Here is a 23,291-nt window from a genome sequence, read left to right as displayed (position 1 = left end):
CGTGATACAGCGTTTGCGTTTCCCCCTTTGGGCCTTGTTGCTTGCCGTGCTGGCGCTGACCGGCTGCCAGAGCGCTCCGCCCAAAGGCCTGACCGCCGAACAGATTGCCGTGCTCAAGCGCGAAGGCTTTACCCCGACCGATGAAGGCTGGGCCTACGATTTGTCCGGCAAGGTGTTGTTCGGCAGCGACCTGGACAGCCTCAACAGCCAGAGCCAGGCGATTGTCGAGCGCATTGGCAAGGCGCTGCTCGGCGTTGGCATCCAGGGCGTGCGGGTGGATGGGCATGCCGACGCGTCGGGCAAGGCGGCGTATAACCAGCAGTTGTCCGAGCGCCGGGCGCAGAGCGTGGCCAAGGCGCTGGTCGAGGTGGGCATGCAGGCGCAGAACATCCAGTCCCGCGGCCTTGGCAGTAGCCAGCCGGTGGCGGACAACCGCACCAGCGCCGGGCGTACCGAGAACCGGCGTGTGTCCATCGTGGTGGCTTCCTACTGACCACCTGCTCACGGGCTATCCAAAATCTCTGTGGGAGCGGGTTCACCCGCGAACACCGGCGAAGCCGGTGCCATGCACCGAGTTGTCTACTTCGCGGGTAAACCCGCTCCCACATTATCTGTGTTACCCCCGGTGCTTCAGCGCAGATGCACAATTGCCGGGGCTGCTCTGCAGCCCTTTCGCGACACAAGGCCGCTCCTACAGGTACAGCGCATGCCTTGAATCCAGCGCAGACCTTTGTGGGAGCTGGCTTGCCTGCGATCGAGGGCGCAGCCCTCGCCAGGGCCATCTGCCTGTAAGAAATTTCCGAACCTGAAGCCAATTGCTTCAGTTCACCTCACATGGCGAATTATCCTACACGCCAGTCAGAAGCCGCCACATAGGCGGGGAAGCCCTCCTGAGATAACGTCCTTGGGTCGCCTTTCCAGGTGACCGGGCTTGAGACCCCCGGACTACATGTGTTGGCACCGCTTCATGGCGGTCGTGCGCGGGCAGGCTTCGGCCTGGCCGGTATTCATGTGTCCCGGGTCTCAAACCGTGCACGACTGCCACCCAAATCCTTGAGACGAAGAGGGCGGCAGTTCCTGGTCTGTTCAAGGGAGCTCCATCATGAAAAAGCTCGTACCTGATCCACCCGCCTCAGCCCTTCTCCAACTCGACCCACCCAATCTCTTACTTCTAGATCCTCCGGGTATCGAAGAATGTGACCAACTGCTCCGCGCCCTGATCCTGACAGTGGATCACACCACTACCGTACTAATCGATAGCGGTCCTGGGCTTATGCAGGATGCTATGGGCATGAATATTCGCCTTCTGTGTCGAGCGATCCACGCTTTGACAGATCACACTAGCACCCGCATCAAGGAGCAATGATATGAGCGATGATCCAAGGAAATCCTCGACCGCGGGCATAGAAACTTTTGACCTGTTCCGCTTGCAGCCAAACGTTCCCTTCAATCATGCCTTCACGCAGTTATCTGTGTTGCTTGGCTGTATTCGTCACCTCACGAGTGAGGCAGAGATGGAGAATGACCGGATTGCAGGTAGTGCTGCACGAATTCTCAGTGAGATGGCAAAAGCGTTGATTGACGATATGGAGCTAGGGATGTCCAGAAGAATGAGCTGAAGGGATAGGGCCGCGACGCGGCCCTTGCTCAGTGACCGGCACCGGCTGCGCCGGTGTTCGCGGGCACGCCCGCTCCCACAGGTACTGTGCTGGCTCCGAGATTACGCTGTACCTGTGGGAGCTGGCTTGCCGGCGATGGGCTGCGGAGCAGCCCCATCATTCCTGAGCAAACCGCATCTCCCGGGTCTCACCCATCAACAACGGCGCATTCGCCTCCGTCACCCCGCGAATGTAATCCCACAACAGCGTAATCCGCTTCAATTTGCGCAAATCCTCCCGGCAATACATCCAGAACTGCCGTGTCACCTCGATCTCCTCCGGCAACACCGTCACCAGCCGCGGGTCCTGCGCTGCCAGGAAGCACGGCAAGATCGCCAGCCCACGCCCCTGCAACGCCGCTGTGTACTGCGCAATCACGCTGGTACTGCGCAAATGCGCGCTGGCGCTTGGGATCAGGTTGGCCAGGTACAGCAGCTCCGAACTGAAGGCCAGGTCGTCCACATAACTGATGAACGGGTGCCTGGCCAGGTCCGCGATCTGGTGGACCGGTGCGTGGCTGTCCAGATAATCCTGGGTCGCATACAGCCGCAAACGGTAGTCGCACAGTTTGCAGCACACATAAGGCCCATGCTCCGGCCGCTCAAGGGCAATGACGATGTCCGCCTCGCGCTTGGACAGGCTGATGAAGTGCGGCAGCGGCAGGATATCTACCGAAATAGCCGGGTAGGCATCGACGAAGTGGCTTAGCTGCGGGGTGACGAAGAAGCTGCCGAAACCTTCGGTGCAGCCCATGCGCACATGCCCCGACAACGCCACACCCGAGCCGGACACCTGCTCACAAGCCATGTGCAGCGTGCTCTCGATCGACTCGGCATAACCCAGCAGGCGCTGGCCCTCGGCGGTGAGGACAAAGCCGTTGGTCCGGGACTTTTCGAACAGCAAGGTGCCCAGCGCACCCTCCAGTGAACTGATGCGCCGCGACACGGTGGTGTAGTCCACGCTCAGGCGCTTGGCGGCGCTGCTGGCCTTGCGGGTACGGGCCACTTCGAGGAAGAACTTCAAATCGTCCCAGTTGAGCGCGCTCAGGGATGTGAGGTCTTTTTGCATGATGATCCGGTTTTTTTGTGCGTTCTTGTTGGATGTTTGCACATCTATACTCGAAACAAGCCTCAGGACGCCACCTCGCGTTTGCCCGGCAATGGCGATCTCGTCCCGACAATAATTCCAAGGAGAACGCAGATGAACGCACCGCAATCCCCTGCCCAGACCAAAATCGAACAGGTCAAACTGCTGATCGACGGCCAATGGGTCGAGTCCAGAACCACCGAATGGCGCGACATCGTCAACCCAGCCACCCAAGAGGTGCTGGCGCGCGTACCGTTCGCCACTGTCGAAGAAGTCGACGCGGCCGTGGCCGCTGCCCACCGCGCCTTCCAGACCTGGCGTAACACCCCGATCGGCGCGCGCATGCGCATCATGCTCAAGCTGCAGGCGCTGATCCGCGAAAACACCAAACGTATTGCTCAAGTCCTCAGTGCCGAACAGGGCAAGACCTTGGCGGATGCCGAAGGCGATATCTTCCGCGGCCTGGAAGTGGTCGAGCACGCCGCGTCCATCGGCACCCTGCAAATGGGCGAATTCGCCGAGAACGTCGCTGGTGGCGTCGATACCTACACCCTGCGCCAGCCTATCGGCGTGTGCGCCGGCATTACCCCGTTCAACTTCCCGGCGATGATCCCGCTGTGGATGTTCCCCATGGCCATCGTCTGCGGCAACACCTTCGTGCTCAAGCCGTCCGAGCAGGACCCACTGTCGACCATGCTGCTGGTCGAGCTGGCGCTGGAAGCCGGCGTACCGGCTGGCGTGCTCAACGTGGTGCACGGTGGCAAGCAGGTGGTGGACGCCATTTGCACCCACCAGGACATCAAGGCGATTTCCTTCGTCGGCTCCACCGAAGTGGGCACCCACGTGTACAACCTGGGCAGCCAGCACGGCAAGCGCGTGCAGTCGATGATGGGCGCCAAGAACCATGCAGTGGTGCTGCCCGATGCCAACCGCACGCAAACCGTCAACGCCCTGGTCGGTGCCGCCTTTGGCGCAGCAGGCCAGCGCTGCATGGCCACCTCGGTGGCGGTGCTGGTGGGCAAGGCCCGCGAATGGCTGCCAGACATCAAGGAAGCGGCCAGCAAGCTCAAGGTCAATGCCGGTTGCGAGCCGGGCACCGATGTTGGCCCGGTGGTTTCCAAGCGCGCCAAGGAGCGTGTGCTGGGCCTGATCGAAAGCGGCATCAAGGAAGGCGCCAAGCTGGAACTTGACGGCCGTGACGTCACGGTACCGGGTTATGAGCAAGGCAACTTCGTCGGCCCGACCCTGTTCTCGGGGGTGAAGACCGACATGCAGATCTACACCCAGGAAATCTTCGGCCCGGTGCTGGTGACCCTGGAGGTCGAAACCCTTGACGAGGCCATCGCCCTGGTCAACGCCAACCCGTTCGGCAACGGCACCGGCCTGTTCACCCAGAGCGGTGCGGCAGCACGCAAGTTCCAGAGCGAAATCGACATCGGCCAGGTCGGCATCAACATTCCGATCCCGGTCCCGGTACCGTTCTTCAGCTTCACCGGCTCGCGTGGCTCCAAGCTCGGCGATCTCGGCCCGTACGGCAAGCAGGTGGTGCAGTTCTACACTCAGACCAAGACCGTCACCGCCCGCTGGTTCGATGACGACAGCGTCAACGACGGTGTGAACACCACCATCAGCCTGCGCTAAGGAGACAGTCATGCGTATCGCATTCATCGGGCTCGGCAACATGGGCGCACCCATGGCCCGCAACCTGATCAAGGCCGGGCACCAACTGAACCTGTTCGACCTGAACAAGGCCGTGCTGGCCGAACTGGCAGAACTGGGCGGGCAGATCAGCCCTTCGCCAAAGGATGCGGCGGCCAACAGCGAACTGGTGATCACCATGCTGCCGGCTGCGGCCCATGTGCGCAGCGTGTACCTGAATGAAGATGGCGTGCTGGCGGGTATTCGCCCCGGCACGCCAACCGTGGATTGCAGCACCATCGACCCGCAGACTGCACGTGATGTGTCCAAGGCCGCAGCGGCCAAGGGCGTGGACCTGGGCGATGCGCCGGTGTCCGGTGGCACCGGCGGCGCAGCGGCAGGCACCCTGACCTTCATGGTCGGTGCCAGCACCGAGCTGTTCGCCACTCTCAAACCGGTACTGGAGCAGATGGGCCGCAACATTGTGCACTGCGGTGAAGTCGGCACGGGGCAGATCGCCAAGATCTGCAACAACCTGCTGCTGGGCATCTCGATGATCGGCGTGTCCGAGGCCATGGCCCTGGGTAATGCGCTGGGCATCGACACCAAGGTGCTGGCCGGCATCATCAACAGTTCGACCGGGCGCTGCTGGAGCTCGGACACCTACAACCCGTGGCCGGGCATCATCGAAACCGCGCCGGCATCGCGTGGCTATACCGGTGGCTTTGGCGCCGAGCTGATGCTCAAGGACCTGGGGCTGGCCACCGAGGCTGCACGCCAGGCGCATCAACCGGTGATCCTGGGGGCCGTGGCCCAGCAGCTGTATCAGGCCATGAGCCTGCGCGGCGAGGGTGGCAAGGACTTCTCGGCGATTGTCGAGAGTTACCGCAAGAAGGATTGACGAGCGAGGACTTCATCGCGGGCCAGGTGGCCTTCCCTCTGTAACTGCGCACCAGAGGGAAGGGCGCCTGATCCGCGATTTTTTTTGCCTGTCCCGGCCCTATCGCCGGCAAGCCGGGCTCCCACAGGCACTGCACCAGGCTTGAGGGCAGTGCAGTACCTGTGGGAGCCCGGCTTGCCGGCGATAGGGCCGGTAAAGTTTACGAATCAGGCGAAGACAAAGTACTTGCGCACAGTCTCGACCACTTCCCAGGTGCCTTTCATCCCCGGTTCGATCACGAACACATCACCCGCTTTCAGGTGCTTCGGCTCTTCGCCTTCCGGGGTGATGATGCAATAGCCATCGAGGAAGTGGCAGAACTCCCACTTCTCGTAGTTGACCTCGAACTTGCCCGGGGTGCAGATCCAGGTGCCCATGATTTTGCTGCCGTCGGCCGACAGGTAGGCGTTGAGGTTGACGGTGTGCGGATCGCCGCCGATGCGCTTCCACTTGGTGGCGTCCACGACCGGCGTCGGGCAGGTTTCGCGCAGGACGGTGATGAAATCGGACATGGCACAACTCCTGGTGACTGGCTGAATGACTCGTCACCATAGGGCCATTGGCCGAGCCGCAGTTGCCTGGGCTCGACGTCCAGCTGTCTGGTCGCGCTATGCCAGGCGGTTGACCTCGACGGTGATGTGCGCCAGTTCGTCGTGCACGCCCAGGGCCTGGCGCACGCTGTCGGCGCTGAGTACGCCCTGGGTTGCCAGGCCGAGAATGCAAGCGTACTGGTCCTTGCCCACGCGCCATACGTGCAGGTCGGTGATGCTGGCCGGCACCGGCAGCTGCGCGACTACCGCGCGGATTTCCTCCACTACCGGCGCATCCATCTCCGCATCCAGCAGCACCCGGCCGGTATCGCGCAGCAGGCCGCGGGCCCACAGCGCCACCAGTAGCGCACCTACCAGGCCCATGACCGGGTCGAGCCAGCTGGCGCCCCAATACTTGCCGGCCAGCAGGGCGACGATCGCCAGCACCGAGGTCGCGGCGTCGGCCATCACATGCAGGTAGGCCGAGCGCAGGTTCAGGTCGTGATGATGGTGGCCATGGTCATGGTGGTCGTCGTGGCCATGGTGGTGATGATCATGATGGTGATGATCATCACGCAGCAGCCAGGCGCAGATCAGGTTGACGGCCAGGCCCACGGCGGCGATGAATATCGCCTCGTCATAGTGTATCGGCCCCGGTGCCAGCAGGCGCTCCACCGACTGGAATGCCATCAGCCCGGCCACGCCCAGCAACAGCAGGGCGCTGGAGTAGCCGCCGAGAATCTCGATCTTCCAGGTGCCGAAGGCAAAGCGCCGGTCGCCGGCATAACGCCGCGCGGCGGCATAGGCCAGCAGCGACAGGCCCAGAGCCAGGGCGTGGGAGCTCATGTGCCAGCCGTCGGCCAGCAACGCCATGGAATTGAAGAACCAGCCCCCGGAAATTTCCGCCACCATCATCACCGCGGTCAGCCACACGGCCAGGCGCGTCTTGCGCTCGGCGCCCAGGTTGCTGGTATGGAACTGGTGGCTGTGCTGCCAGCGGTCTGAGGTTTGTGTCGCCATGGTTTATCATGCTCCCGGAACGTCGAGAAATATACTATACCCCAGTATACCTAGCATGGTGTGAAACCCAATGGCACATACCCTGAAGAGCAAGAAGCAGCTGCTGACCCGGGTGCGCAAGATCAAAGGCCAGGCGGCTGCCCTGGAGACAGCGCTGGAGCAGGACAAGGACTGCCTGGCGATACTGCAGCAGATCGCCGCCGTGCGCGGTGCGGTGAACGGGCTTATGGCCGAAGTCATGGAAGGGCATATTCGCGAACACCTGGTGGCGGACGGGCTGAGTGCCGAGGAGCGGCAGGACGAGGCGGACAAGGTGGCGTCGTTGCTGCGGTCTTACCTCAAATGATTGCTCGGGAGTGACGCGATCCCAGGTAGGAGCGGCCTTGTGTCGCGATGGGGCGCGAAGCGGCCCCGGAACTCAGCCCCGCTGCACATATTGCTGGGGCTGCTGCGCAGCCCGTTCGCGACACAAGGCCGCTCCTACAAAAGCGCGTATACGCCTGGGGGGTAAGACTACGCCCACCAATACCGCACAAAATGGAAAAACACCGGCGCGGCAAAGCACACCGAATCCATGCGGTCGAGCATGCCGCCGTGGCCTTCGATCATGTGCCCCCAGTCCTTCACCCCGCGGTCGCGCTTGATCGCCGACATCACCAACCCGCCGAAGAAGCCCATGGCGTTCACCGCCAAGGCCATCAGTGCGGCCTGCCAGAAGGTGAACGGGGTGATCCAGCACAGCAGGGCCCCGATCAGGGTGGCCAGCGCCACGCCGCCGGCCAGGCCTTCAATGGTCTTGGATGGCGACAGGTTGGGTGCCACCTTGTGCTTGCCGAACAGCTTGCCGCACACGTACTGCAGCACGTCGCTGATCTGCACCACCAGGATCAGCCAGGCGATCAGCAGCAGGTTGCGGCCCTCGTAACCCGGGATGTCCAGGGTCATCAATGCCGGTACCGACGACACGCAGTACACCGCGATCATCAACCCCCACTGCACCTTCGAGGCGCGCTCGAGAAAGCGCGTGGTGTCGCCGCCGAAACTGGCCAGGATCGGCAGCAGCAGGAACAGGTACACCGGGATGAAGATGCTGAACAGCCCGTACCAGTCCATGGCGATCAGCACGTACTGCACCGGTAGTGCCACATAGAACGCCGCCACCAGCGCCGGGTAGTCGCTGCGCCGGGTCGGGGTGAGGGTCATGAACTCGCGCAGGGCATAGAACGATACGCCGTAGAACAGCACGATCACGCCGTACTTGCCGAACAGGAAGGCGATGCCGATCACCAGCACCATCACCCACCAGGCGTTGATGCGGGCGTTGAGGTTGTCGATCACCGCGTGCGGTGCCGGGCCGGCGCGCCATTTGAGCAGGCGGCCGATCACGCTGGCGAGCAGCAGCAGGGCGCCGATGCCGGCGAACAGGGAAAGGGTGTTGTCGTCCATCTCAGGCATCCTTGGGGGCCAGGTTCAGCAGGGCCTGGCTGGCCCGCTCGAGAAAGGCTTGCTTGCTTTCATCCGCCTGCAGGTGCAGTGGCTCGCCAAAGCTCAATGTGCACAACAAAGGTAACGGCAGCGCGCGACCCTTGGGCATCACTCGGTTGAGGTTGGCGATCCACACCGGCACCAGCTCGACTTCGGGGTTGGCGGCTGCCAGGTGATACAGCCCGCTCCTGAACGGCATCAGCGGCTCGTCGCCGAGGTTGCGGGTGCCCTCCGGGAAGAAGATCAGCGAGTCGCCCTGGGCCACGGCTTCGAGGATCGGCTGCAACGGGCTGCCCTGGCCGGCGCTGTGCTGCCGGTTGATCAGCACACCATTGAAGACCTTGCGGATGAGAAAATCGCGAATGCCCGGTTTGGCCCAATAGTCGGCACCGGCTACCGGACGGGTACGCTTGCGCAGCGGCTGCGGCAGCGAGGCCCATAGCAGTACGAAGTCGCCATGGCTGCTGTGGTTGGCGAAGTACAGGCGCTGCACCGGCAGCGGCGTACAGCCCAGCCACAGGGCGCGGGCGCCGGTGATCAGGCGGGCGGCGGATGTGATGAGGTAGGCGGTCAGGTTGGCGAGCATGGATCGGTAGTCATCCCTTCAAAGGCAGTGTCAGCAGGGTAGTCAGGGCCAGCGACAGCTGCAGGCCCAGGCACACTGCCTGGCGTCGCAGCAGGGCCAGCGCGGCCTGGCTGCGTGCAGGCCAGGCGCGGGAATCGGTGGCCTGCGGTTTGAGCTTCAGCTCGAACAGGGCGCGATCCAGGGCCTGGGTGTCCGCTGCCAGGTCGCGGCTGGCGGCGAGGCGGGCGAACAGTTCGGCATCCAGGGCCACGCGGATGGCCCAGTACTTGTGCAGCACGCCTAGTACCAGCAGCACAACGCATAGCAGGCTGGCCATTGGTTGCAGCTGGGCTCCCAGCAAGGGCGCCAGGCCGTAGGCCAGGGCCAGCAGGGTGAGGCTGTCCGACAGGCGTTCCAGCTGCTTGCCACGGCCCAGCAGGCTGGCCACCAAGTGCAGGGTCATGGTTGTGCCCCTGGCTGTTGCAAGGCCTGGCGGTGCGCGCTGTGCAGGACCACGCCGGGGCGGGCCTTGCGGATCAGCGCTTCGGCCTGGCGAGCATCACTGCAGCGGCCCGTGAGCACCAGCCAGGCGGCCACGGCGCTGGCGCTGCGCGAATAGCCCAGCGCGCAGCAGACCAGCACCGGGCCTTGGGAGCGCAGGCGTTCGATGGCGGCGGCGGCCTGGTGCAGCAATGGGCTTTCCGGGGCGATCAGGTCCAAGGTAGGAAAACATGCATAACCAACGGCGGACGCGACCTTTGTAGGAGCGGCCTTGTGTCGCGAAAGGGCTGCGAAGCGGCCCCAGCAATCTCTGCTGCGAAGCTGAAAACCTGGGGCCGCTTCGCAGCCCTTTCGCGACACAAGGCCGCTCCTACAATTGTCCGCGCTGTCCTTAACATGACACGGTAGCTCCGCACACAAATCGACCACCGCAGCGAACCGCACGCCACGCCCTGGAATCCGCCCAAGGTAGACGCCATCACACACTTCATCCGCCTGGGGGTGCCGCCAGGTCCACAACCGCGAGTTGACCCACGCCCCTACCAGGTACGGCGCCAGCAGCCAGCTGGCTGCATTGGACAAGCGCCCATCGGCGCCTTTCTGAAACCCGCCTGCACCGAGCACACCATAGTTCAGCGCCACCAAAGCCAGCGACACGGCCGGCCAGGTCAACCACAGCCAGGCACCGCCCAACGCAACGGCAGGCACTGCGCACAGCAGCCCCCCCACTGCGTAGAACGACGCCAACCGCCAACGCTTGGCATCCCGTGCAAGGCGCACCTGCTGCCAGGGCAACTGCCCACGATGTGGCCACAACCAGACGCAGACGAACCCCGCCAATGCCCCTGTCGGCACATCGATGAAATGGTGCTGCCAGGTGGTCAGCACCGACACCCCGATCAGTGCCATCCAGCCATGCATCAGCCAACGCCAGGGCTGGCGCTGCACGTGCCGGGCAAACATCGTCCAGATGATCACCAGCAGGGCAATATGCAGCGAAGGCGCCTGGTTGAACGGCTTGTCGAAGCCCATCAGCACATCGAACATCCAGCCGAACACACCGCCCAGCTCCGGCCGCTCGAAGGTGAAGCGCAGCGGCCAGAGCAGGAAGCAGCTGACGCTGATCAGCTGCGCGGTCAGCAACGCCAGCGCGTGCCGGTCCATTTCCTGGCGCGTGCGCGGCAGCAGGAAGGACAAGCCGTAGAGCAGGTCGATCGACCAGTACGGGATGATCGTCCACGGCCACAACGGCATGCGGCTTTCCCAGCCGAACACCAGGCTGCCGACATCACTGCGCCCGGCGGTGTGGTTGTTCGCCAGCCCGTAGCTGAGGAAAAACAGCGGCCCCAGCAACAGAAGCCAGAACACGCCCCGGCGGATCAGCCGGGGCTCGCGTGATGGGCTCATTCAACGCACCCGTTGTGCCAGGCTGACACTGAAAATGCCCCATTCATCGATGCGCTGGGCCAGCTTGCGAAACCCCGCCGCCTCTACCAGCTGGTCCATTTCGGCCTGGCTACGCCGACGCATCACCCAGGCTTCGCCGCCGCGGTGGCTGGTGAGGGCGCGGGCGATCATTTCCAGTTGCGGGTGCCACGGCTGGCCGGTGTAGACCAGGTAGCCGCCATCTTCCACCGCGTCGGCCAGGCCGGCCAGCGAGTTGCCCACCAGCTGGTTGCTGGCGAACAGTTCGTACAGGCCGGAGACCACAGCGAGGGTAGGCGGTTGCTCCAGCGTGGCCAGGCTCTGGCGGTCGAAAGCGTCGCCCTGGACGAAGCGGGCGATGTCAGCCAGGCCTTTTTCCGCGATCAGCGCGCTGCCTTGCTGCACGTTCAGCTCGCTGTAGTCGCGCAGCAGGATCGAGTCAGGCAGTTGCTCCAGCTCTTGCAGGGCTTCGAGGATGTAGCGGCCATGGCCGGCGGCGATATCGACGATGTGCACTGGTCGTTGCTGTTCGCGCAGGCGGGCGATGGCCAGGCGCAGCAGCTCTTCGACGTGCAGCTTGCGCTGGCGAATGCCACGCCAGCCGATGGCATCAAGATAGTTCCGGTCGACCAGGTGGCCGAGCTTGCCCTTGCCGGTCGCCTGGTTACGATATACGTAGTCGAGGGTGCTGCCGGAGTCGAAACCTGTGTCGAAACCCAGCTTGACGCCTTCGGACAGCCCCTTGCCCAGGCGCAGGCCGGCGCGGGTAGCGCGCCAGTAAAGGTCGCGGGGCGAGTTGCGCGGTAGCGGTGCGGCCAGGCTTTCGGCCTCGGCGCAGCTGGCGCCGGTCTTGTCGGCATCGAGCAGTGACGGCAGGGCTGCGGGGCTGGCGAAGCAATGCTCGACGAACCGCTCGATGCGCCGCAAGGCATGGGCCCGATCACGCTCGCCCAGGGTGTCGTGGAAGAAGCCTGGCAGGATGTGCATTTCCTTGCGCGCACTGCCCAGGCGTTCGAAGAAGCGTTCCTGCGGCTGGCGTTCGACCACGAAGTCGGCACCGGACACCAGCAACTGCGTCGGTAGCTGGATGGCCTGGGCATCCGCTACCACCCGGTCGGCGGCTTCGTACAGACCCAGCAGCATGGTCACCGAAATCGGCCGGCTGATCAGCGGGTCGGCCACGTACGACATGACCCGTTCGGGGTCGTGGGTGAGCAGGCGAGGCTTGACGTAGCTGTTGACGAAGAAGTTGCCGCGCAACGCCTTCAGCAGCCTCAGGCCAGGGCGGGCAAATGGCACGTACAGTTTGACCTTGAACGCTGGCGAGGCCAGCACCAGGCAGCGCACCTTGGGTGCGTAGTCGTGGGCCCAGGTGGCGACCAGCACGGCCCCGACGCTCTGCGCCAGCACTACCAGGTCCTGTTCGGCGATGCCATGGCAGGCCTGGATGTGCTCGATGAAGGTCTGCACATCGCGCACGCTGGTGGCGAAGCCCGGGCTGTCGCCGCGCGCGCCCGGCGACTGGCCGTGGCCGCGGGCATCCCAAGCGAAGAAATCGTAGCCTGGCATGTCCAGCTCATCGGCCAGGTGGGCCATGCGCCCGCCGTGTTCGTGGCCGCGGTGGAACATCACCACGGCCCGGCGTGGCTGGTGTTGGTTACGGGTGGCAGGCCAGTGACGGTAGTGCAGCTCGACGCCGTCATGGGTGGAGAAGTGCAGCGCTTGCGCTTGGCGCATGGTCGACATCCTTTTACGACGGCAGTGGGCTCAGCGGGTTTCGGCCAGCCCCTGGCGAACCCGGTTGTAGAGGGTATAGAGCGAGAGTGCGAGGATGACCAGCAACAAGCCGTTGATCCAGGCGCCGCTCAGCAGGCCGAAGGCAACACCGGTACCCAGCACGCCGAAAGCGAACGCCCGGTCGCTCTTGCCCATGGGGCCGTCGTAGCGCCGTGAGGCGCCGGCCAGCGGGCCCATGACACCGGCGTATTCGCTGAAGGTGGCGCTGAGCACCACGAGGACGATCAAGGTTGGCGATACACCGGCCAGCAGGGCAAAGGGCAGGTACAGCGCGGCATCGGCGATCACGTCGCACAGTTCGTTGAGGTAGGCGCCGAGGGTGGATTGCTGGCCGAACTCCCTGGCGAGCATGCCGTCGACGGCGTTCAGTGCCATGCGCAGCAGCATCCAGACCGGCACCAGGATGAACAACCAGGTGAGATGCGGCAGGGCAGCCAGCAGCAGGCCCAGCAGGACTGACAGCAGGGCGGCGGCGACGGTGACCTGGTTGGCGGTGACACCGCGGTCGTGGAGGCGCTGCACAGCAGGGCGGAGCAGGGCCTGGAAGCGCGGTTTGAGCTGGTAGATCGATGCCACTGGAAGGTCCTTTTCGGTGGGTCGTTATGGTGCCATTGTGTGCGAGCCTTCTTCGCGGGTAAACCCGCTCCCACAGGCACCGCGTCGACCCGAGAGATATTACATATCCTGTGGGAGCGGGCCCGCCCGCGAACACGGGCGAAGCCCGTGCCATCCATCGCGGTGGCTGCTTCGCGGGCTCGCCCGCTTCCACAGGTACAGCGCTCATCCGAGAGATATCACATATTCTGTGGGAGCGGGTTCACCCGCGAACACGGGCGAAGCCCGTGCCATCCACTCCGTCAGCGGGTGAGGGCGGTTACCAACCCTGCGGCATACCCCGGCAATGCCGCAAAATCGCGCGCACACACCAGCAACCGGCGATTGGCCCATGGTTCCGTCAGCGCCACCCAGTGCAACGGCAACACCCCTTGCCAACGCTTCACCGCAGCCAGCGGCACAATCCCCACTCCGGCTCCGCCCGCAACCATACGGATCACCCCATCGAACCCCTCGGCACGCACCCGAACCTGCATGCGCAGCCCCTCGCGCAGCGCCTGCTCTTCCAGGTACAACGCCAATGCACTGCCGGCTCCCAGGCCGACATAGCCATGGGCCAGGCTATCGATAAAGCTCGGCGCGACCTCACTGGCCAGCGGGTGGCGCAGCGGCGTTACCAACACCAACGGGTCTTCGCGAAACGGCCGGGTCTGCAGGTGCGCGCTGGGTGCGGCGGTCGAAACGATGCCCAGGTCTGCCATGCCTTGGGTAATCGACTGCACGATGCGCAGGCTCGGCAACTCTTGCACATCCACGCTGACTCCGGGGTTTTCAGCCAGATAGCTGGCCAATAGTTCCGGCAGGTACTCCGTGAGCGCGGCCGTGTTGCACAGCAGGCGCACCTGGCCCTGCTGCCCTTGCGCGTACTGGCCCAGGTCGAACTGCAGGCGCTCGGCCTGCTGCGTTATCAGCCGGGCATGCTGCAGCAGTGCCTGGCCGGCCGGGGTCGGTTGCACGCCACGGCGGTTGCGCTCCAGCAGAGGGATGCCCAGCGATGCCTCCATGGCGCGGATGCGCGCACTGGCTGCTGCCAGCGACAGATGGCTGCGGCTGGCGCCGGCGGTGATGTTGCCGCACTCCAGGGTGTGCTGGAACAGCCTGAGGTCGATAAGGTCGAAATGCATGTGGCTCTGTCCTGGCAAGAGTCTGGTTGAGTATATGGCAGATTTTCAGCCCGGCCGGCACACGCCATCATCGGCCCATGGATACCTTGCTCGCTTTCTATCAGAACATTGGCCCAGCGCTGTCGCTGCTGGTGGTACTGACCTTCCTGCTGGCCGGCGCGGTGAAGGGGGTGATCGGCCTCGGCCTGCCGACCATCGCCATGGGCCTGTTGGGCCTGGCTATGTCACCGGCGCAGGCTGCGGCATTGCTGATCGTGCCGTCGACCCTCACCAACCTGTGGCAGCTGGCCAGCGGTGGGCACCTGCGGGGGTTGCTGGTGCGCCTGTGGCCAATGCTGGCGATGATCTTCGTCGGTACCTTGCTGGGCAGTACCTGGCTGGGGATCAACAGCGGCCCTTGGGCCGTACATGCACTGGGCGCGGCCTTGGTGGTGTATGCGCTGTACGGGCTGGTCGGCCCGGGCTTGCGCCTGGCACCCGGGCGGGAGCGTTGGTCGGGGCCGCTTTGCGGGCTGGTTACGGGCGTGGTCACGGCGGCGACCGGGGTATTCGTGATACCGGCGGTGCCCTACCTGCAGAGCTTGGGTTTGAGCCGGGAACAGATGATCCAGGCCCTGGGCCTGTCGTTCACGGTTTCGACCCTGGCCTTGGCCGTTGGCCTGGCCGGGCAGGATGCCCTGGGTGGCCAGGCACTGGGTGCTTCGCTGCTGATGCTGGCGCCGGCCTTGCTCGGCATGCTGGCCGGCCAGTGGCTGCGTCAGCGCATCAGCGCGCTGCTCTTCAAACGCTGCTTCTTCATCGGCCTGGCCGCACTCGGCGGCCATTTGCTGATCAGCGGTTAGCGCTTGATACGCTGAGCATGTCGATCATCTGGATGTCGAAGTCGCGTTCCAGGTAGTCCATGCGTTTTTCGAAGAACGCGGTCATGTGCGGCAGGGCCGAATGCACATCCAGCGCGGCCTTGTCGGCCCAGACCTCGAAGAACACGAACAGGCTCGGGTCCTGCTTGTCGCGCAGCATGTGGTACTCGATGCAGCCCGGCTCCTGGCGGCTTGGTTCGACGTAGGCGCGGAACAGGGTTTCGAACGCTTCAGCCATTTCCGGGCGGGTCTTGGCTTTGAGGATGAAGGCGTACTGCTCACTCATGGATCGCTACTCGGTGATGGGGAGGGTGATACGATTCTAAGGCAATAATGGGTTATTTATTCGTGACTTCAGGTCAATTGTATTTTGCCCATGCATTACTGTATCCCGCGCCCGCGAGCTCCTAACCTGCTGGCCTGAATTTTCCGGAGGCCCGCATGAAGAAGATCCTTTTGCTCAACGGTGGTAAACAGTTCGCTCACTCTGATGGTCGCCTAAACGCGACCTTGCACGAAGCGGCCATCGCTCACCTGGACCGGGCGGGGTTCGATGTGCGGCAAACCTTCATCGACGGCGGCTACGACGCCAGGGAAGAGGTTGAGAAGTTCCTCTGGGCCGATGTGGTCATCTACCAGATGCCCGGCTGGTGGATGGGCGCGCCATGGACTGTGAAGAAATATATCGATGACGTATTCACCGCAGGCCACGGCAGCCTGTATGCCAACGACGGCCGTACCCGTGCGGACCATTCGCAGAAGTACGGCAGCGGTGGCCTGGTGCATGGCAAGCAGTACATGCTTTCGCTGACCTGGAATGCGCCGCAGCAGGCATTCGACGACCCGAGCGACTTCTTCGAGGGCAAGGGGGTGGACGCGGTGTACTTCCCGTTCCACAAGGCCAACCAGTTCCTTGGCATGACCGGGCTGCCGACTTTCTTGGCGGTGGATGTGATGAAGCGGCCCGATGTGCCGGCTGCTTTGGCGGCCTATGAGGCGCATCTGGACAAGGTGTTCGGCAAGGCGCAGTAAGGTTTTTCCTGGGCTGGCCTCTTCGCGGGTTCACCCGCGAAGAGGCCCGTACAAGCACCGCTGGACTTGGCCTCGACAACCGGCTATCTAATCCCAGCAGAGACCAACCACAGGCGCAGATGTGAAAACCCGATCCGAAGAACTGCAGGTATTCGTCGCCGTCATCGACTGCGGCTCGATCTCCGCTGCTGCCGAGCAGATGGGCCAGACCCCGTCCGCCGTCAGTCGTACCCTGTCGCGTCTTGAAGGCAAGCTGGGCACCACGCTGGTCAACCGTACCACCCGGCGCATGGACCTGACCGAGGAGGGCCGCTTCTTCCTCGAACGCGCGCGGTTGATCCTGGAGCAGATGGACGAGATGGAAGAGCGCCTGTCGATGAACCGCCAGACCCCTACCGGGCGCCTGCGCATCAACGCCGCCGCGCCGTTCATGCTGCATGCCATCCTGCCGTGGATCGGCGAATTCCGCCGTCAATACCCTGGCATCGAACTGGAACTCAATACCGACGACCTGATCATCGACCTGCTCGAGCAGAGCACCGATGTGGCGATCCGCATCGGTGAACTGGCCGACTCCAGCCTGCACGCGCGCAGCCTGGGGTGCAGCCCGGTACAGGTGCTGGCCAGCCCGGCCTACCTCGAGCAGCACGGCACGCCGCAGCGGGTCGAGGACCTGGCCAAGCACTGCCTGCTCGGCTTCAGCCAGCCCGAATCGCTCAACCACTGGCCATTGCGCCATGCCCAAGGTGACCGCTGGAGCATCCGCCCGTCGCTGATCGCCTCCAGCGGCGAGACCTTGCGCCAACTGGCGCTGGCCGGCGAGGGCATCGTCAGCCTGTCGCACTTCATGACCCACGAGGACATCCGCACCGGGCGCCTGCAAGTGCTGCTGAGCGAAGCCAACAACGGCTACCGCCAGCCGATCCATGCGGTGTACTACCGCAACACCCAGCTGGCGCTGCGTATCCAGTGCTTCCTCGATTTCATTCAGCGCAAGCTGGCGATGTACGCCAGCTGAGTTGCCTGAACGCGACAGATCCTGTCCACAGGCGGCGAAACTTCCTGCGGTTGTTTGCACAGTCGGAACGCTTCGGCCTTACTGACTGCTCAACAAAAACAACACCAAGGAAGTGTCATGCGTATTGCTCCGTTCCAGTACCTGGCTCTCGCAGCCGCGATCCTGAGCTGTTCCTCGGTTCATGCCGCCAACCTTGAGGGCGGCGCAGTAGCCGCCCCCGATCAATATGGTGCACAGGTGGCCGCCGACATCCTCAAGAAAGGCGGCAACGCGGTGGATGCGGCAGTGGCTACGGCATTCACCCTGGCGGTGACCTATCCCGAGGCTGGCAACATCGGCGGTGGCGGGTTCATGACCCTGTTCGTCGACGGCAAACCCTACTTCCTCGACTACCGCGAAGTCGCGCCCCAGGCCGCCACGCGCAACATGTACCTGGACGAAAAGGGTGAGGTCATCGAGAACCTCAGCCTGGTCGGGGCACGCGCTGCTGGCGTACCGGGCACGGTGATGGGGTTGTGGGAGGCGCACCAGAAGTTCGGCAAGCTGCCCTGGAGCGAGCTGCTGACCCCGGCCATCGGCTATGCGAAAAACGGCTTCAAGGTGGCCGCAAAGCAGTACCAGTACCGCAACGATGCCCAGGGCATGTTCAAGACCGCGACCAATTTCAACGACTACTTCGGCAACATGAAGGTCGGCGAGCTGTTCAAGCAACCGGAAATGGCCCAGACCCTGGAACGCATCGCCGACAAGGGCGTGAGCGAGTTCTACCAGGGCAAGACCGCCGACCTGCTGGTGGCGCAGATGCAGGCCGACAAGGGCCTGATCACCAAACAGGACCTCAAGGACTACAAGGCCGTTTGGCGTGAGCCGATGGCCGTGAGCTGGCGTGGCAACGTGGTGTATACCGCGCCACCGCCAAGCTCCGGTGGCGTCGCCCTGGCCCAGCTGCTGGGCATCAAGGAAAACCGCGCGGCGGACTTCAAGGGTGTGGCGCACAACTCGGCGCAGTACATACACCTGTTGGCCGAGATCGAGAAGCGCGTGTTCGCCGACCGCGCCGACTACCTTGGCGACCCGGCCTTTACCAAAGTGCCGGTGGATCAGCTGGTGGCCAAGGACTACCTGGCCAAGCGCGCCGCGCAGGTCAACCCGAAGGCCATTTCCGACACCGACAAGGTCAAGCCGGGCCTGGAACCGCACCAGACCACGCACTTCTCGATCGTCGACAAGCAGGGCAATGCGGTCAGCAACACCTACACCCTCAACCTCGATTACGGCAGTGGTGTGGTGGTGAAAGGCGCCGGCTTCCTGCTCAACGACGAGATGGACGATTTCAGCGCCAAGCGGGGGGCGGCGAACGCCTTTGGTGTGGTCGGCGGCGATGCCAATGCCATCGCCCCGGGCAAGCGCATGCTGTCGTCCATGAGCCCCAGCCTGATGACCCGTGATGGCAAGGTCGAGCTGGTCATCGGTACCCCGGGTGGCTCGCGGATCTTCACCTCGATCTTCCAGGTGATGAACAACCTGTACGACTACGACATGCCGCTGGACAAGGCGGTGGCGGCGCAGCGCGTGCACCATCAGTTGCTGCCCAAGGACACCATCTACTTCGACAGCTATGCGCCGCTGACCGGGCCGGTGGCTGATGAACTGAAGAAGATGGGCTATGTGCTGGAGGACCAGGGCTGGGAGATGGGGGATATCCAGGCGATCCGGGTTGATGGGACGAAGCTGGAGACCGCTTCGGATCCGCGTGGGCGTGGGGTAGGGATGATCGTCAAATGATTGTATAGGCAGTGCAGACGCATTCGCGGGTAAACCCGCTCCCACAGGATTGGTGCAGCCTTCGAAACTTGCACTGTACCTGTGGGAGCGGGTTTACCCGCGAATCCTATCTATCGGTCAGACGCGGAACTGGCTGACCAACGTCTGCAATTGCCCGCCAAGGCGTGCCAGCTCCACGCTAGACGCCGCCGTCTCGTCACTGGCTGCCGCCGTCTGCTCCGACACATCGCGCACATTCAGGATGCTGCGGCTGATCTCTTCAGCCACCGCACTCTGCTGCTCTGCCGCTGCCGCAATCTGCTGGTTCATCGACTGGATGCTCGACACCGTGCTGGTGATGCTCTCCAGCGAAGCCCCGGCCTTGCGCGCCAGCTCGACGCTGCTGTCGGTCAGGCTACGGCTGCCCTGCATGGCGTTCGCGACTTGCTGGGTGCCATGCTGCAGGCTGGCGATCAGCTCTTCGATCTCTTCGGTGGATTTCTGTGTGCGCTGGGCCAGGCCGCGCACTTCGTCGGCAACCACCGCAAAGCCACGGCCGGCCTCGCCGGCACGCGCTGCCTCGATTGCTGCGTTTAGTGCCAGCAAGTTGGTCTGTTCGGCCACCGACTTGATCACGTCCATCACACTGCCGATCTTCTGGCTTTCCTGCTGCAGCAGGTTCATGGCGTCGGTGGAGCGGTGCATGTCCTCGGCCAGGCGCTCGATCTGGCCAATGGCTTCGCCCACCACGCGGTCGCCGGCACGGGCTTCGTCATCGGCGCCGGTGGCGGCATGTGAAGCCTGTTCGGCATTGCGCGCCACTTCCTGAACGGTAGCGGCCATTTCATGCATGGCGGTGGCCACCTGGTCGGTCTCGACCTTCTGGCTGTTGGCGCCGGCGCTGGTCTGCTCGGTCACCGCCGACAGTTCCTCGGCAGCGCTGGCGATCTGGGTGACGCCATCGCGGATGCCGCTGATCAGCTCGCGCAAAGTGGTGCCCATGCGGGCGATGCCTTGTTGCAGCACGCCCAGTTCGTCGCGGCGGGTGACGCGCAGGTGCTGGGTGAGGTCGCCGCTGGCGATCTTTTCCACTGCCACCATGGTGTCGCGCAGCGGGCGGGTGATCTGCCGGGTGATCAGCACTGCCGCCAGCACGCCGACCAGCAGTGCCAGCAGCGTGGCGATGGCCTGCAGGCTGCGGGCCTGGGTGCTCTCGATGTCGCGGCGCTGCAGCTGGATCTGGTACAGCGCGTCGCTGCGCTTGACGATGTCGGCACCTTGTACAGTCATTTCGGCGCGCGCAGTGGTGATGTTGGCGACCGCATCGCGGAACTGGCGCACGGCGTCACGGTAGGCCAGCACCGAGCCTTCGAACTGTTGCAGGCGCGTGTCTTCGGCCGGCAGCTGGCGCTTGAGGTTGTCGATTTCGGCCAGCGCGGCGTCCAGCTGGCGCAGGGCGGCCTGTTCGTTGGCAGCACTGTTTTCGGCAATGTAGCCGCGTACGTCGATGCGTACCTGCAGCAGTTGCTGGCGGGCCTTGCTGATCAGCTGATACTGGGCCAGGCGCACGCTGTCGGCTTCGGGGCGTGCCATGACTTCCTGGCTGAGGGCGTCCATGGCCTGGTCGGCACGGCTGGCCGAGCCGTCCATGGCCGTGCGCGCGGTGCGGGTGGCGTCGTAGCCCTGGCGCATCTTGTTCAGCGACACCTTGTAGGCGCTGATGGTCTCGCCCAGTTCACCCAGCAGCTTGATGTTTTCCGGGCTCTTGAAGGTGCTGGCCAGGTAGGCCTGCTGCTTGCTGAAGGCGTCCAGTTTGGTCTGGGTGTTGGCGGCGGCGGCATCGTCGCCGTTGGCGATCATGTACTGCAGGCGGGCAATGCGCAGGTCGGTCAGGTCCTTGTTGAGCTGGCCGATATCGCCCATCCAGTTGCTGCGGTCGATCAGGCTGCCCAGGCTGGTCCAGCCGGTCAGGGCCAGCAGGCCGGTGAGGATCAGTACCAGGCCGAAGCCCAGGCCGAGTTTGAGGTTGACGCTGATGTTGGCGAACCAGCTGTTCATGCACGCTCTCCAGAAGTTGTTTTCGCTCGCTTGATCTTCGATCGCCAGGCGTTGTTGTTCTGGATGCCCGCTGATTCGTGCAGGGGTTATCGGCAGTGATGGAGGAAGCTGAAACGCTTTTTCAGCAGATTTGTAACTGGCTTGATTGGGGCTGCTCTGCAGCCCTTCGCGGGCATGCCCGCTCCCACAGGGATAGCGCCAACTTCAAGGGCAGCGATTTACCTGTGGGAGCGGGCGTGCCCGCGAAGCAGGCGACGCGGTGGATGGCACCGGCTTTGCCGGTGTTCGCGGCTAAAGCCGCTCCTACAGGGATCGCGTCGGTTTTGGAAGCTATTCAAAGGTTGCGCGCGCTGAAGGTATCGCAGCGGTTCACTTCGCCCTCGGCAAACCCGGCCTTGAACCAGCGCACCCGTTGCGCCGAGGTGCCGTGGGTGAACGAGTCTGGTACCACGCGCCCGCGGCCTTGCTGCTGCAGGCGGTCATCGCCAATGGCATTGGCCGCGTTCAGCGCCTCTTCGACGTCGCCAGGTTCCAGCCAGTTCAGGCGCTTCTGCGCCTGGTAGGCCCATACCCCGGCCAGGCAGTCGGCCTGCAGCTCTTGGCGCACCAGCAGGCCATTGTCGCCTTCCATGCGCTGGCCACTACGACGCGCGGCATCGACCTTGGCCGACACGCCCAGCAGGGTCTGTACGTGATGGCCGATTTCGTGGGCAATCACGTAGGCCTGGGCAAAGTCGCCGGCTGCGGCGAAGCGGGTTTCCATTTCGCGGAAGAACGACATGTCCAGGTAGACCCGCTGGTCTGCCGGGCAGTAGAAGGGCCCCACCGCCGCCGAGGCAAAGCCACAGGCCGAATTGACCTGGCCGCTGAACAGCACCAGCTTGGGGTCGCGGTACTGCTTGCCGCCCTCGGCGAACAGGGCTTTCCAGGTGTCTTCGGTGTCGCCCAGGATCGAGGCGACGAACTCGGCCTGCTGGTCGTTGGCCGGCGGGGCCTTGCCGCCCGCGCTGCTGGGTGCCTGCTGTTGTTGCTGCTCCATCTGGCCGGCGAGCTGGCCAAGAATCTGCAACGGGTCCTGGCCGGTGAGCCAGCCGATGCCGACAATCAGCAGCACCGCTCCAAGCCCCAGCCCCTTGCCGCCGCCGAAACGCATGCCGCCGCCACCACCTTCGCCTCGGGCATCGACCACATTGTCGCTGCGTCGGCCTTTTCGCCAATCCATGAATGCTCTCCGGAGCGTGAAACAAGAAGACAAAGATTAGTCCACGACGGCGGCGAGTGTCAGGCCAAGGTGTTCATACATAACCAAATGGTTATGTTCACTGTGGCTGAATTCAATATTCATTGCGGGTTACCTGCCTGAAACTGCATATGGGAGCGGGCTTGCCCGCGACAGGGTTTCAAGACCCCCCTCGCATTTCCATAATTCCAAGAGAGGAAACCGGCATGCCCGCCCAGGACAACAGCCGCTTCGTGATCCGTGATCGCAACTGGCACCCGAAAGCCCTTACGCCTGACTACAAGACGTCCATTGCCCGCTCGCCACGCCAGGCACTGGTCAGCATCCCGCAGTCGATCAGCGAAACCACCGGCCCGGACTTTTCCCACCTGGGCTTCGGCGCCCATGACCATGACCTGCTGCTGAACTTCAACAACGGCGGCTTGCCGATCGGCGAGCGCATCATCGTCGCCGGCCGTGTCGTCGACCAGTACGGCAAGCCTGTGCCGAATACCCTGGTAGAAATGTGGCAGGCCAATGCCGGCGGCCGCTACCGTCACAAGAACGACCGCTACCTGGCGCCGCTGGACCCGAACTTCGGTGGCGTCGGCCGTTGCCTGACCGACCGTGATGGCTACTACAGCTTCCGCACCATCAAGCCGGGCCCTTACCCATGGCGCAACGGCCCGAACGACTGGCGCCCGGCGCACATCCACTTCGCCATCAGCGGCCCGTCGATCGCCACCAAGCTGATCACCCAGCTGTACTTCGAGGGTGACCCGCTGATCCCGATGTGCCCGATCGTCAAGTCGATCGCCAACCCGCAAGCCGTGCAGCAGTTGATCGCCAAGCTCGACATGAGCAACGCCAACCCGATGGACTGCCTGGCCTACCGCTTCGACATCGTGCTGCGCGGCCAGCGCAAGACCCACTTCGAAAACTGCTGAGGACCCCGC

23 protein-coding genes are annotated in these 23,291 nt (G+C 63.8%); 10 read left to right on the top strand and 13 right to left on the bottom strand.

The annotated features are described in order from the left end of the window. Nucleotide 1 precedes the first annotated feature (1 nt). Nucleotides 2–493 (top strand): OmpA family protein, encoded by a 492-nt coding sequence (locus J5M58_RS20495; protein WP_112250086.1) that lies wholly within the window; start codon nucleotides 2–4, stop codon nucleotides 491–493. An 874-nt stretch (nucleotides 494–1,367) separates the two neighbouring features. Beyond that, entirely contained in the window at nucleotides 1,368–1,619 is a 252-nt protein-coding gene (locus tag J5M58_RS20490; protein WP_112250090.1) for a DUF3077 domain-containing protein, read from the top strand. Between the two features lie 156 nt (nucleotides 1,620–1,775). Here J5M58_RS20490 and J5M58_RS20485 read toward each other — a convergent pair whose 3' ends face one another. Beyond that, a complete protein-coding gene (locus tag J5M58_RS20485; RefSeq protein ID WP_112250092.1) occupies nucleotides 1,776–2,726 on the bottom strand; it encodes a LysR family transcriptional regulator in 951 nt (316 codons plus the stop codon). 132 nt (nucleotides 2,727–2,858) lie between these two features. On the opposite strand from J5M58_RS20485, the gene J5M58_RS20480 reads away from it, so the two are divergent. Beyond that, nucleotides 2,859–4,385: a CoA-acylating methylmalonate-semialdehyde dehydrogenase gene (locus tag J5M58_RS20480; protein ID WP_207879393.1), complete on the top strand. Its 1,527-nt coding sequence runs from the start codon at nucleotides 2,859–2,861 to the stop codon at nucleotides 4,383–4,385. Between the two features lie 10 nt (nucleotides 4,386–4,395). Continuing rightward, entirely contained in the window at nucleotides 4,396–5,283 is an 888-nt protein-coding gene (gene mmsB / locus J5M58_RS20475; RefSeq protein WP_207879392.1) for a 3-hydroxyisobutyrate dehydrogenase, read from the top strand. A gap of 206 nt (nucleotides 5,284–5,489) precedes the next feature. On the opposite strand, the gene J5M58_RS20470 is transcribed toward mmsB, so the two are convergent. Together J5M58_RS20470 and dmeF are read right to left on the bottom strand one after the other, a co-directional pair. After that, nucleotides 5,490–5,834 carry a cupin domain-containing protein gene (locus tag J5M58_RS20470; RefSeq protein ID WP_003258412.1) on the bottom strand — a complete coding sequence of 115 codons (345 nt, stop codon included), beginning with the start codon at nucleotides 5,832–5,834 and terminating at the stop codon, nucleotides 5,490–5,492. Between the two features lie 96 nt (nucleotides 5,835–5,930). Beyond that, the gene (dmeF, locus tag J5M58_RS20465) at nucleotides 5,931–6,872 is read right to left on the bottom strand and encodes a CDF family Co(II)/Ni(II) efflux transporter DmeF (protein WP_207879389.1); all 942 of its coding nucleotides are present in this window, start codon (nucleotides 6,870–6,872) and stop codon (nucleotides 5,931–5,933) included. A gap of 70 nt (nucleotides 6,873–6,942) precedes the next feature. Here dmeF and J5M58_RS20460 point away from each other — a divergent pair, with 70 nt between their 5' ends. Beyond that, entirely contained in the window at nucleotides 6,943–7,218 is a 276-nt protein-coding gene (locus J5M58_RS20460; RefSeq protein ID WP_112250100.1) for a metal/formaldehyde-sensitive transcriptional repressor, read from the top strand. Nucleotides 7,219–7,385: 167 nt separating this feature from the next. Here the strand turns inward: J5M58_RS20460 and J5M58_RS20455 are convergent, their stop codons facing one another. The 7 genes from J5M58_RS20455 to J5M58_RS20425 form a co-directional block, all read right to left on the bottom strand. Then, nucleotides 7,386–8,318, bottom strand: a complete 933-nt coding sequence (locus tag J5M58_RS20455; protein ID WP_112250102.1) for a phosphatidate cytidylyltransferase — start codon at nucleotides 8,316–8,318, stop codon at nucleotides 7,386–7,388. A 1-nt stretch (nucleotide 8,319) separates the two neighbouring features. Then, nucleotides 8,320–8,943 (bottom strand): lysophospholipid acyltransferase family protein, encoded by a 624-nt coding sequence (locus J5M58_RS20450; RefSeq protein ID WP_025340660.1) that lies wholly within the window; start codon nucleotides 8,941–8,943, stop codon nucleotides 8,320–8,322. A 10-nt stretch (nucleotides 8,944–8,953) separates the two neighbouring features. Then, nucleotides 8,954–9,385: a hypothetical protein gene (locus tag J5M58_RS20445; protein WP_112250104.1), complete on the bottom strand. Its 432-nt coding sequence runs from the start codon at nucleotides 9,383–9,385 to the stop codon at nucleotides 8,954–8,956. Further along, the gene (locus J5M58_RS20440) at nucleotides 9,382–10,830 is read right to left on the bottom strand and encodes a phosphatase PAP2/dual specificity phosphatase family protein (protein WP_112250106.1); all 1,449 of its coding nucleotides are present in this window, start codon (nucleotides 10,828–10,830) and stop codon (nucleotides 9,382–9,384) included. The genes J5M58_RS20445 and J5M58_RS20440 overlap by 4 nt, the downstream gene beginning before the upstream one ends. Beyond that, entirely contained in the window at nucleotides 10,831–12,585 is a 1,755-nt protein-coding gene (locus J5M58_RS20435; RefSeq protein WP_112250108.1) for a bifunctional alpha/beta hydrolase/class I SAM-dependent methyltransferase, read from the bottom strand. It abuts the gene before it with no gap. 30 nt (nucleotides 12,586–12,615) lie between these two features. Continuing rightward, the gene (locus tag J5M58_RS20430) at nucleotides 12,616–13,221 is read right to left on the bottom strand and encodes a CDP-alcohol phosphatidyltransferase family protein (RefSeq protein ID WP_112250110.1); all 606 of its coding nucleotides are present in this window, start codon (nucleotides 13,219–13,221) and stop codon (nucleotides 12,616–12,618) included. A 281-nt stretch (nucleotides 13,222–13,502) separates the two neighbouring features. Continuing rightward, complete coding sequence (locus tag J5M58_RS20425) at nucleotides 13,503–14,384, bottom strand: LysR family transcriptional regulator (RefSeq protein ID WP_207879386.1); 882 nt, start codon at nucleotides 14,382–14,384, stop codon at nucleotides 13,503–13,505. 77 nt (nucleotides 14,385–14,461) lie between these two features. On the opposite strand from J5M58_RS20425, the gene J5M58_RS20420 reads away from it, so the two are divergent. Further along, a complete protein-coding gene (locus J5M58_RS20420) occupies nucleotides 14,462–15,226 on the top strand; it encodes a sulfite exporter TauE/SafE family protein (protein ID WP_207879384.1) in 765 nt (254 codons plus the stop codon). Here J5M58_RS20420 and J5M58_RS20415 read toward each other — a convergent pair. After that, on the bottom strand, nucleotides 15,216–15,530 hold the full coding sequence (locus J5M58_RS20415) for a putative quinol monooxygenase (protein ID WP_112250116.1): 315 nt from the start codon (nucleotides 15,528–15,530) through the stop codon (nucleotides 15,216–15,218). The genes J5M58_RS20420 and J5M58_RS20415 overlap by 11 nt on opposite strands. A 155-nt stretch (nucleotides 15,531–15,685) precedes the next feature. Between J5M58_RS20415 and J5M58_RS20410 the strand changes: the two genes are divergently transcribed. From J5M58_RS20410 to ggt, 3 genes are all read left to right on the top strand, one after another. Next, nucleotides 15,686–16,276, top strand: coding sequence for an NAD(P)H-dependent oxidoreductase (locus J5M58_RS20410; protein WP_112250118.1), 591 nt, complete (start codon nucleotides 15,686–15,688; stop codon nucleotides 16,274–16,276). Between the two features lie 121 nt (nucleotides 16,277–16,397). Next, nucleotides 16,398–17,294, top strand: coding sequence for a LysR family transcriptional regulator (locus J5M58_RS20405; protein ID WP_112250120.1), 897 nt, complete (start codon nucleotides 16,398–16,400; stop codon nucleotides 17,292–17,294). A gap of 117 nt (nucleotides 17,295–17,411) precedes the next feature. Next, nucleotides 17,412–19,079 carry a gamma-glutamyltransferase gene (ggt, locus tag J5M58_RS20400; RefSeq protein ID WP_207879382.1) on the top strand — a complete coding sequence of 556 codons (1,668 nt, stop codon included), beginning with the start codon at nucleotides 17,412–17,414 and terminating at the stop codon, nucleotides 19,077–19,079. Between the two features lie 117 nt (nucleotides 19,080–19,196). On the opposite strand, the gene J5M58_RS20395 is transcribed toward ggt, so the two are convergent. Both J5M58_RS20395 and J5M58_RS20390 read right to left on the bottom strand, forming a co-directional pair. Beyond that, on the bottom strand, nucleotides 19,197–21,116 hold the full coding sequence (locus J5M58_RS20395) for a methyl-accepting chemotaxis protein (protein ID WP_207879380.1): 1,920 nt from the start codon (nucleotides 21,114–21,116) through the stop codon (nucleotides 19,197–19,199). A 334-nt stretch (nucleotides 21,117–21,450) separates the two neighbouring features. Next, nucleotides 21,451–22,338 (bottom strand): neutral zinc metallopeptidase, encoded by an 888-nt coding sequence (locus J5M58_RS20390; protein WP_025340648.1) that lies wholly within the window; start codon nucleotides 22,336–22,338, stop codon nucleotides 21,451–21,453. A 224-nt stretch (nucleotides 22,339–22,562) separates the two neighbouring features. Between J5M58_RS20390 and pcaH the strand changes: the two genes are divergently transcribed. Further along, nucleotides 22,563–23,282 (top strand): protocatechuate 3,4-dioxygenase subunit beta, encoded by a 720-nt coding sequence (gene pcaH, locus J5M58_RS20385; RefSeq protein WP_003251597.1) that lies wholly within the window; start codon nucleotides 22,563–22,565, stop codon nucleotides 23,280–23,282. Nucleotides 23,283–23,291: the final 9 nt, after the last annotated feature.

Source organism: Pseudomonas sp. 32_A (assembly GCF_017490905.1).
In the GTDB taxonomy this organism is placed as follows: domain Bacteria; phylum Pseudomonadota; class Gammaproteobacteria; order Pseudomonadales; family Pseudomonadaceae; genus Aquipseudomonas; species Aquipseudomonas inefficax.
The sequence above is the reverse complement of the archived record's forward strand: the minus strand, read 5'-3'. Positions and strand labels throughout refer to the sequence as shown.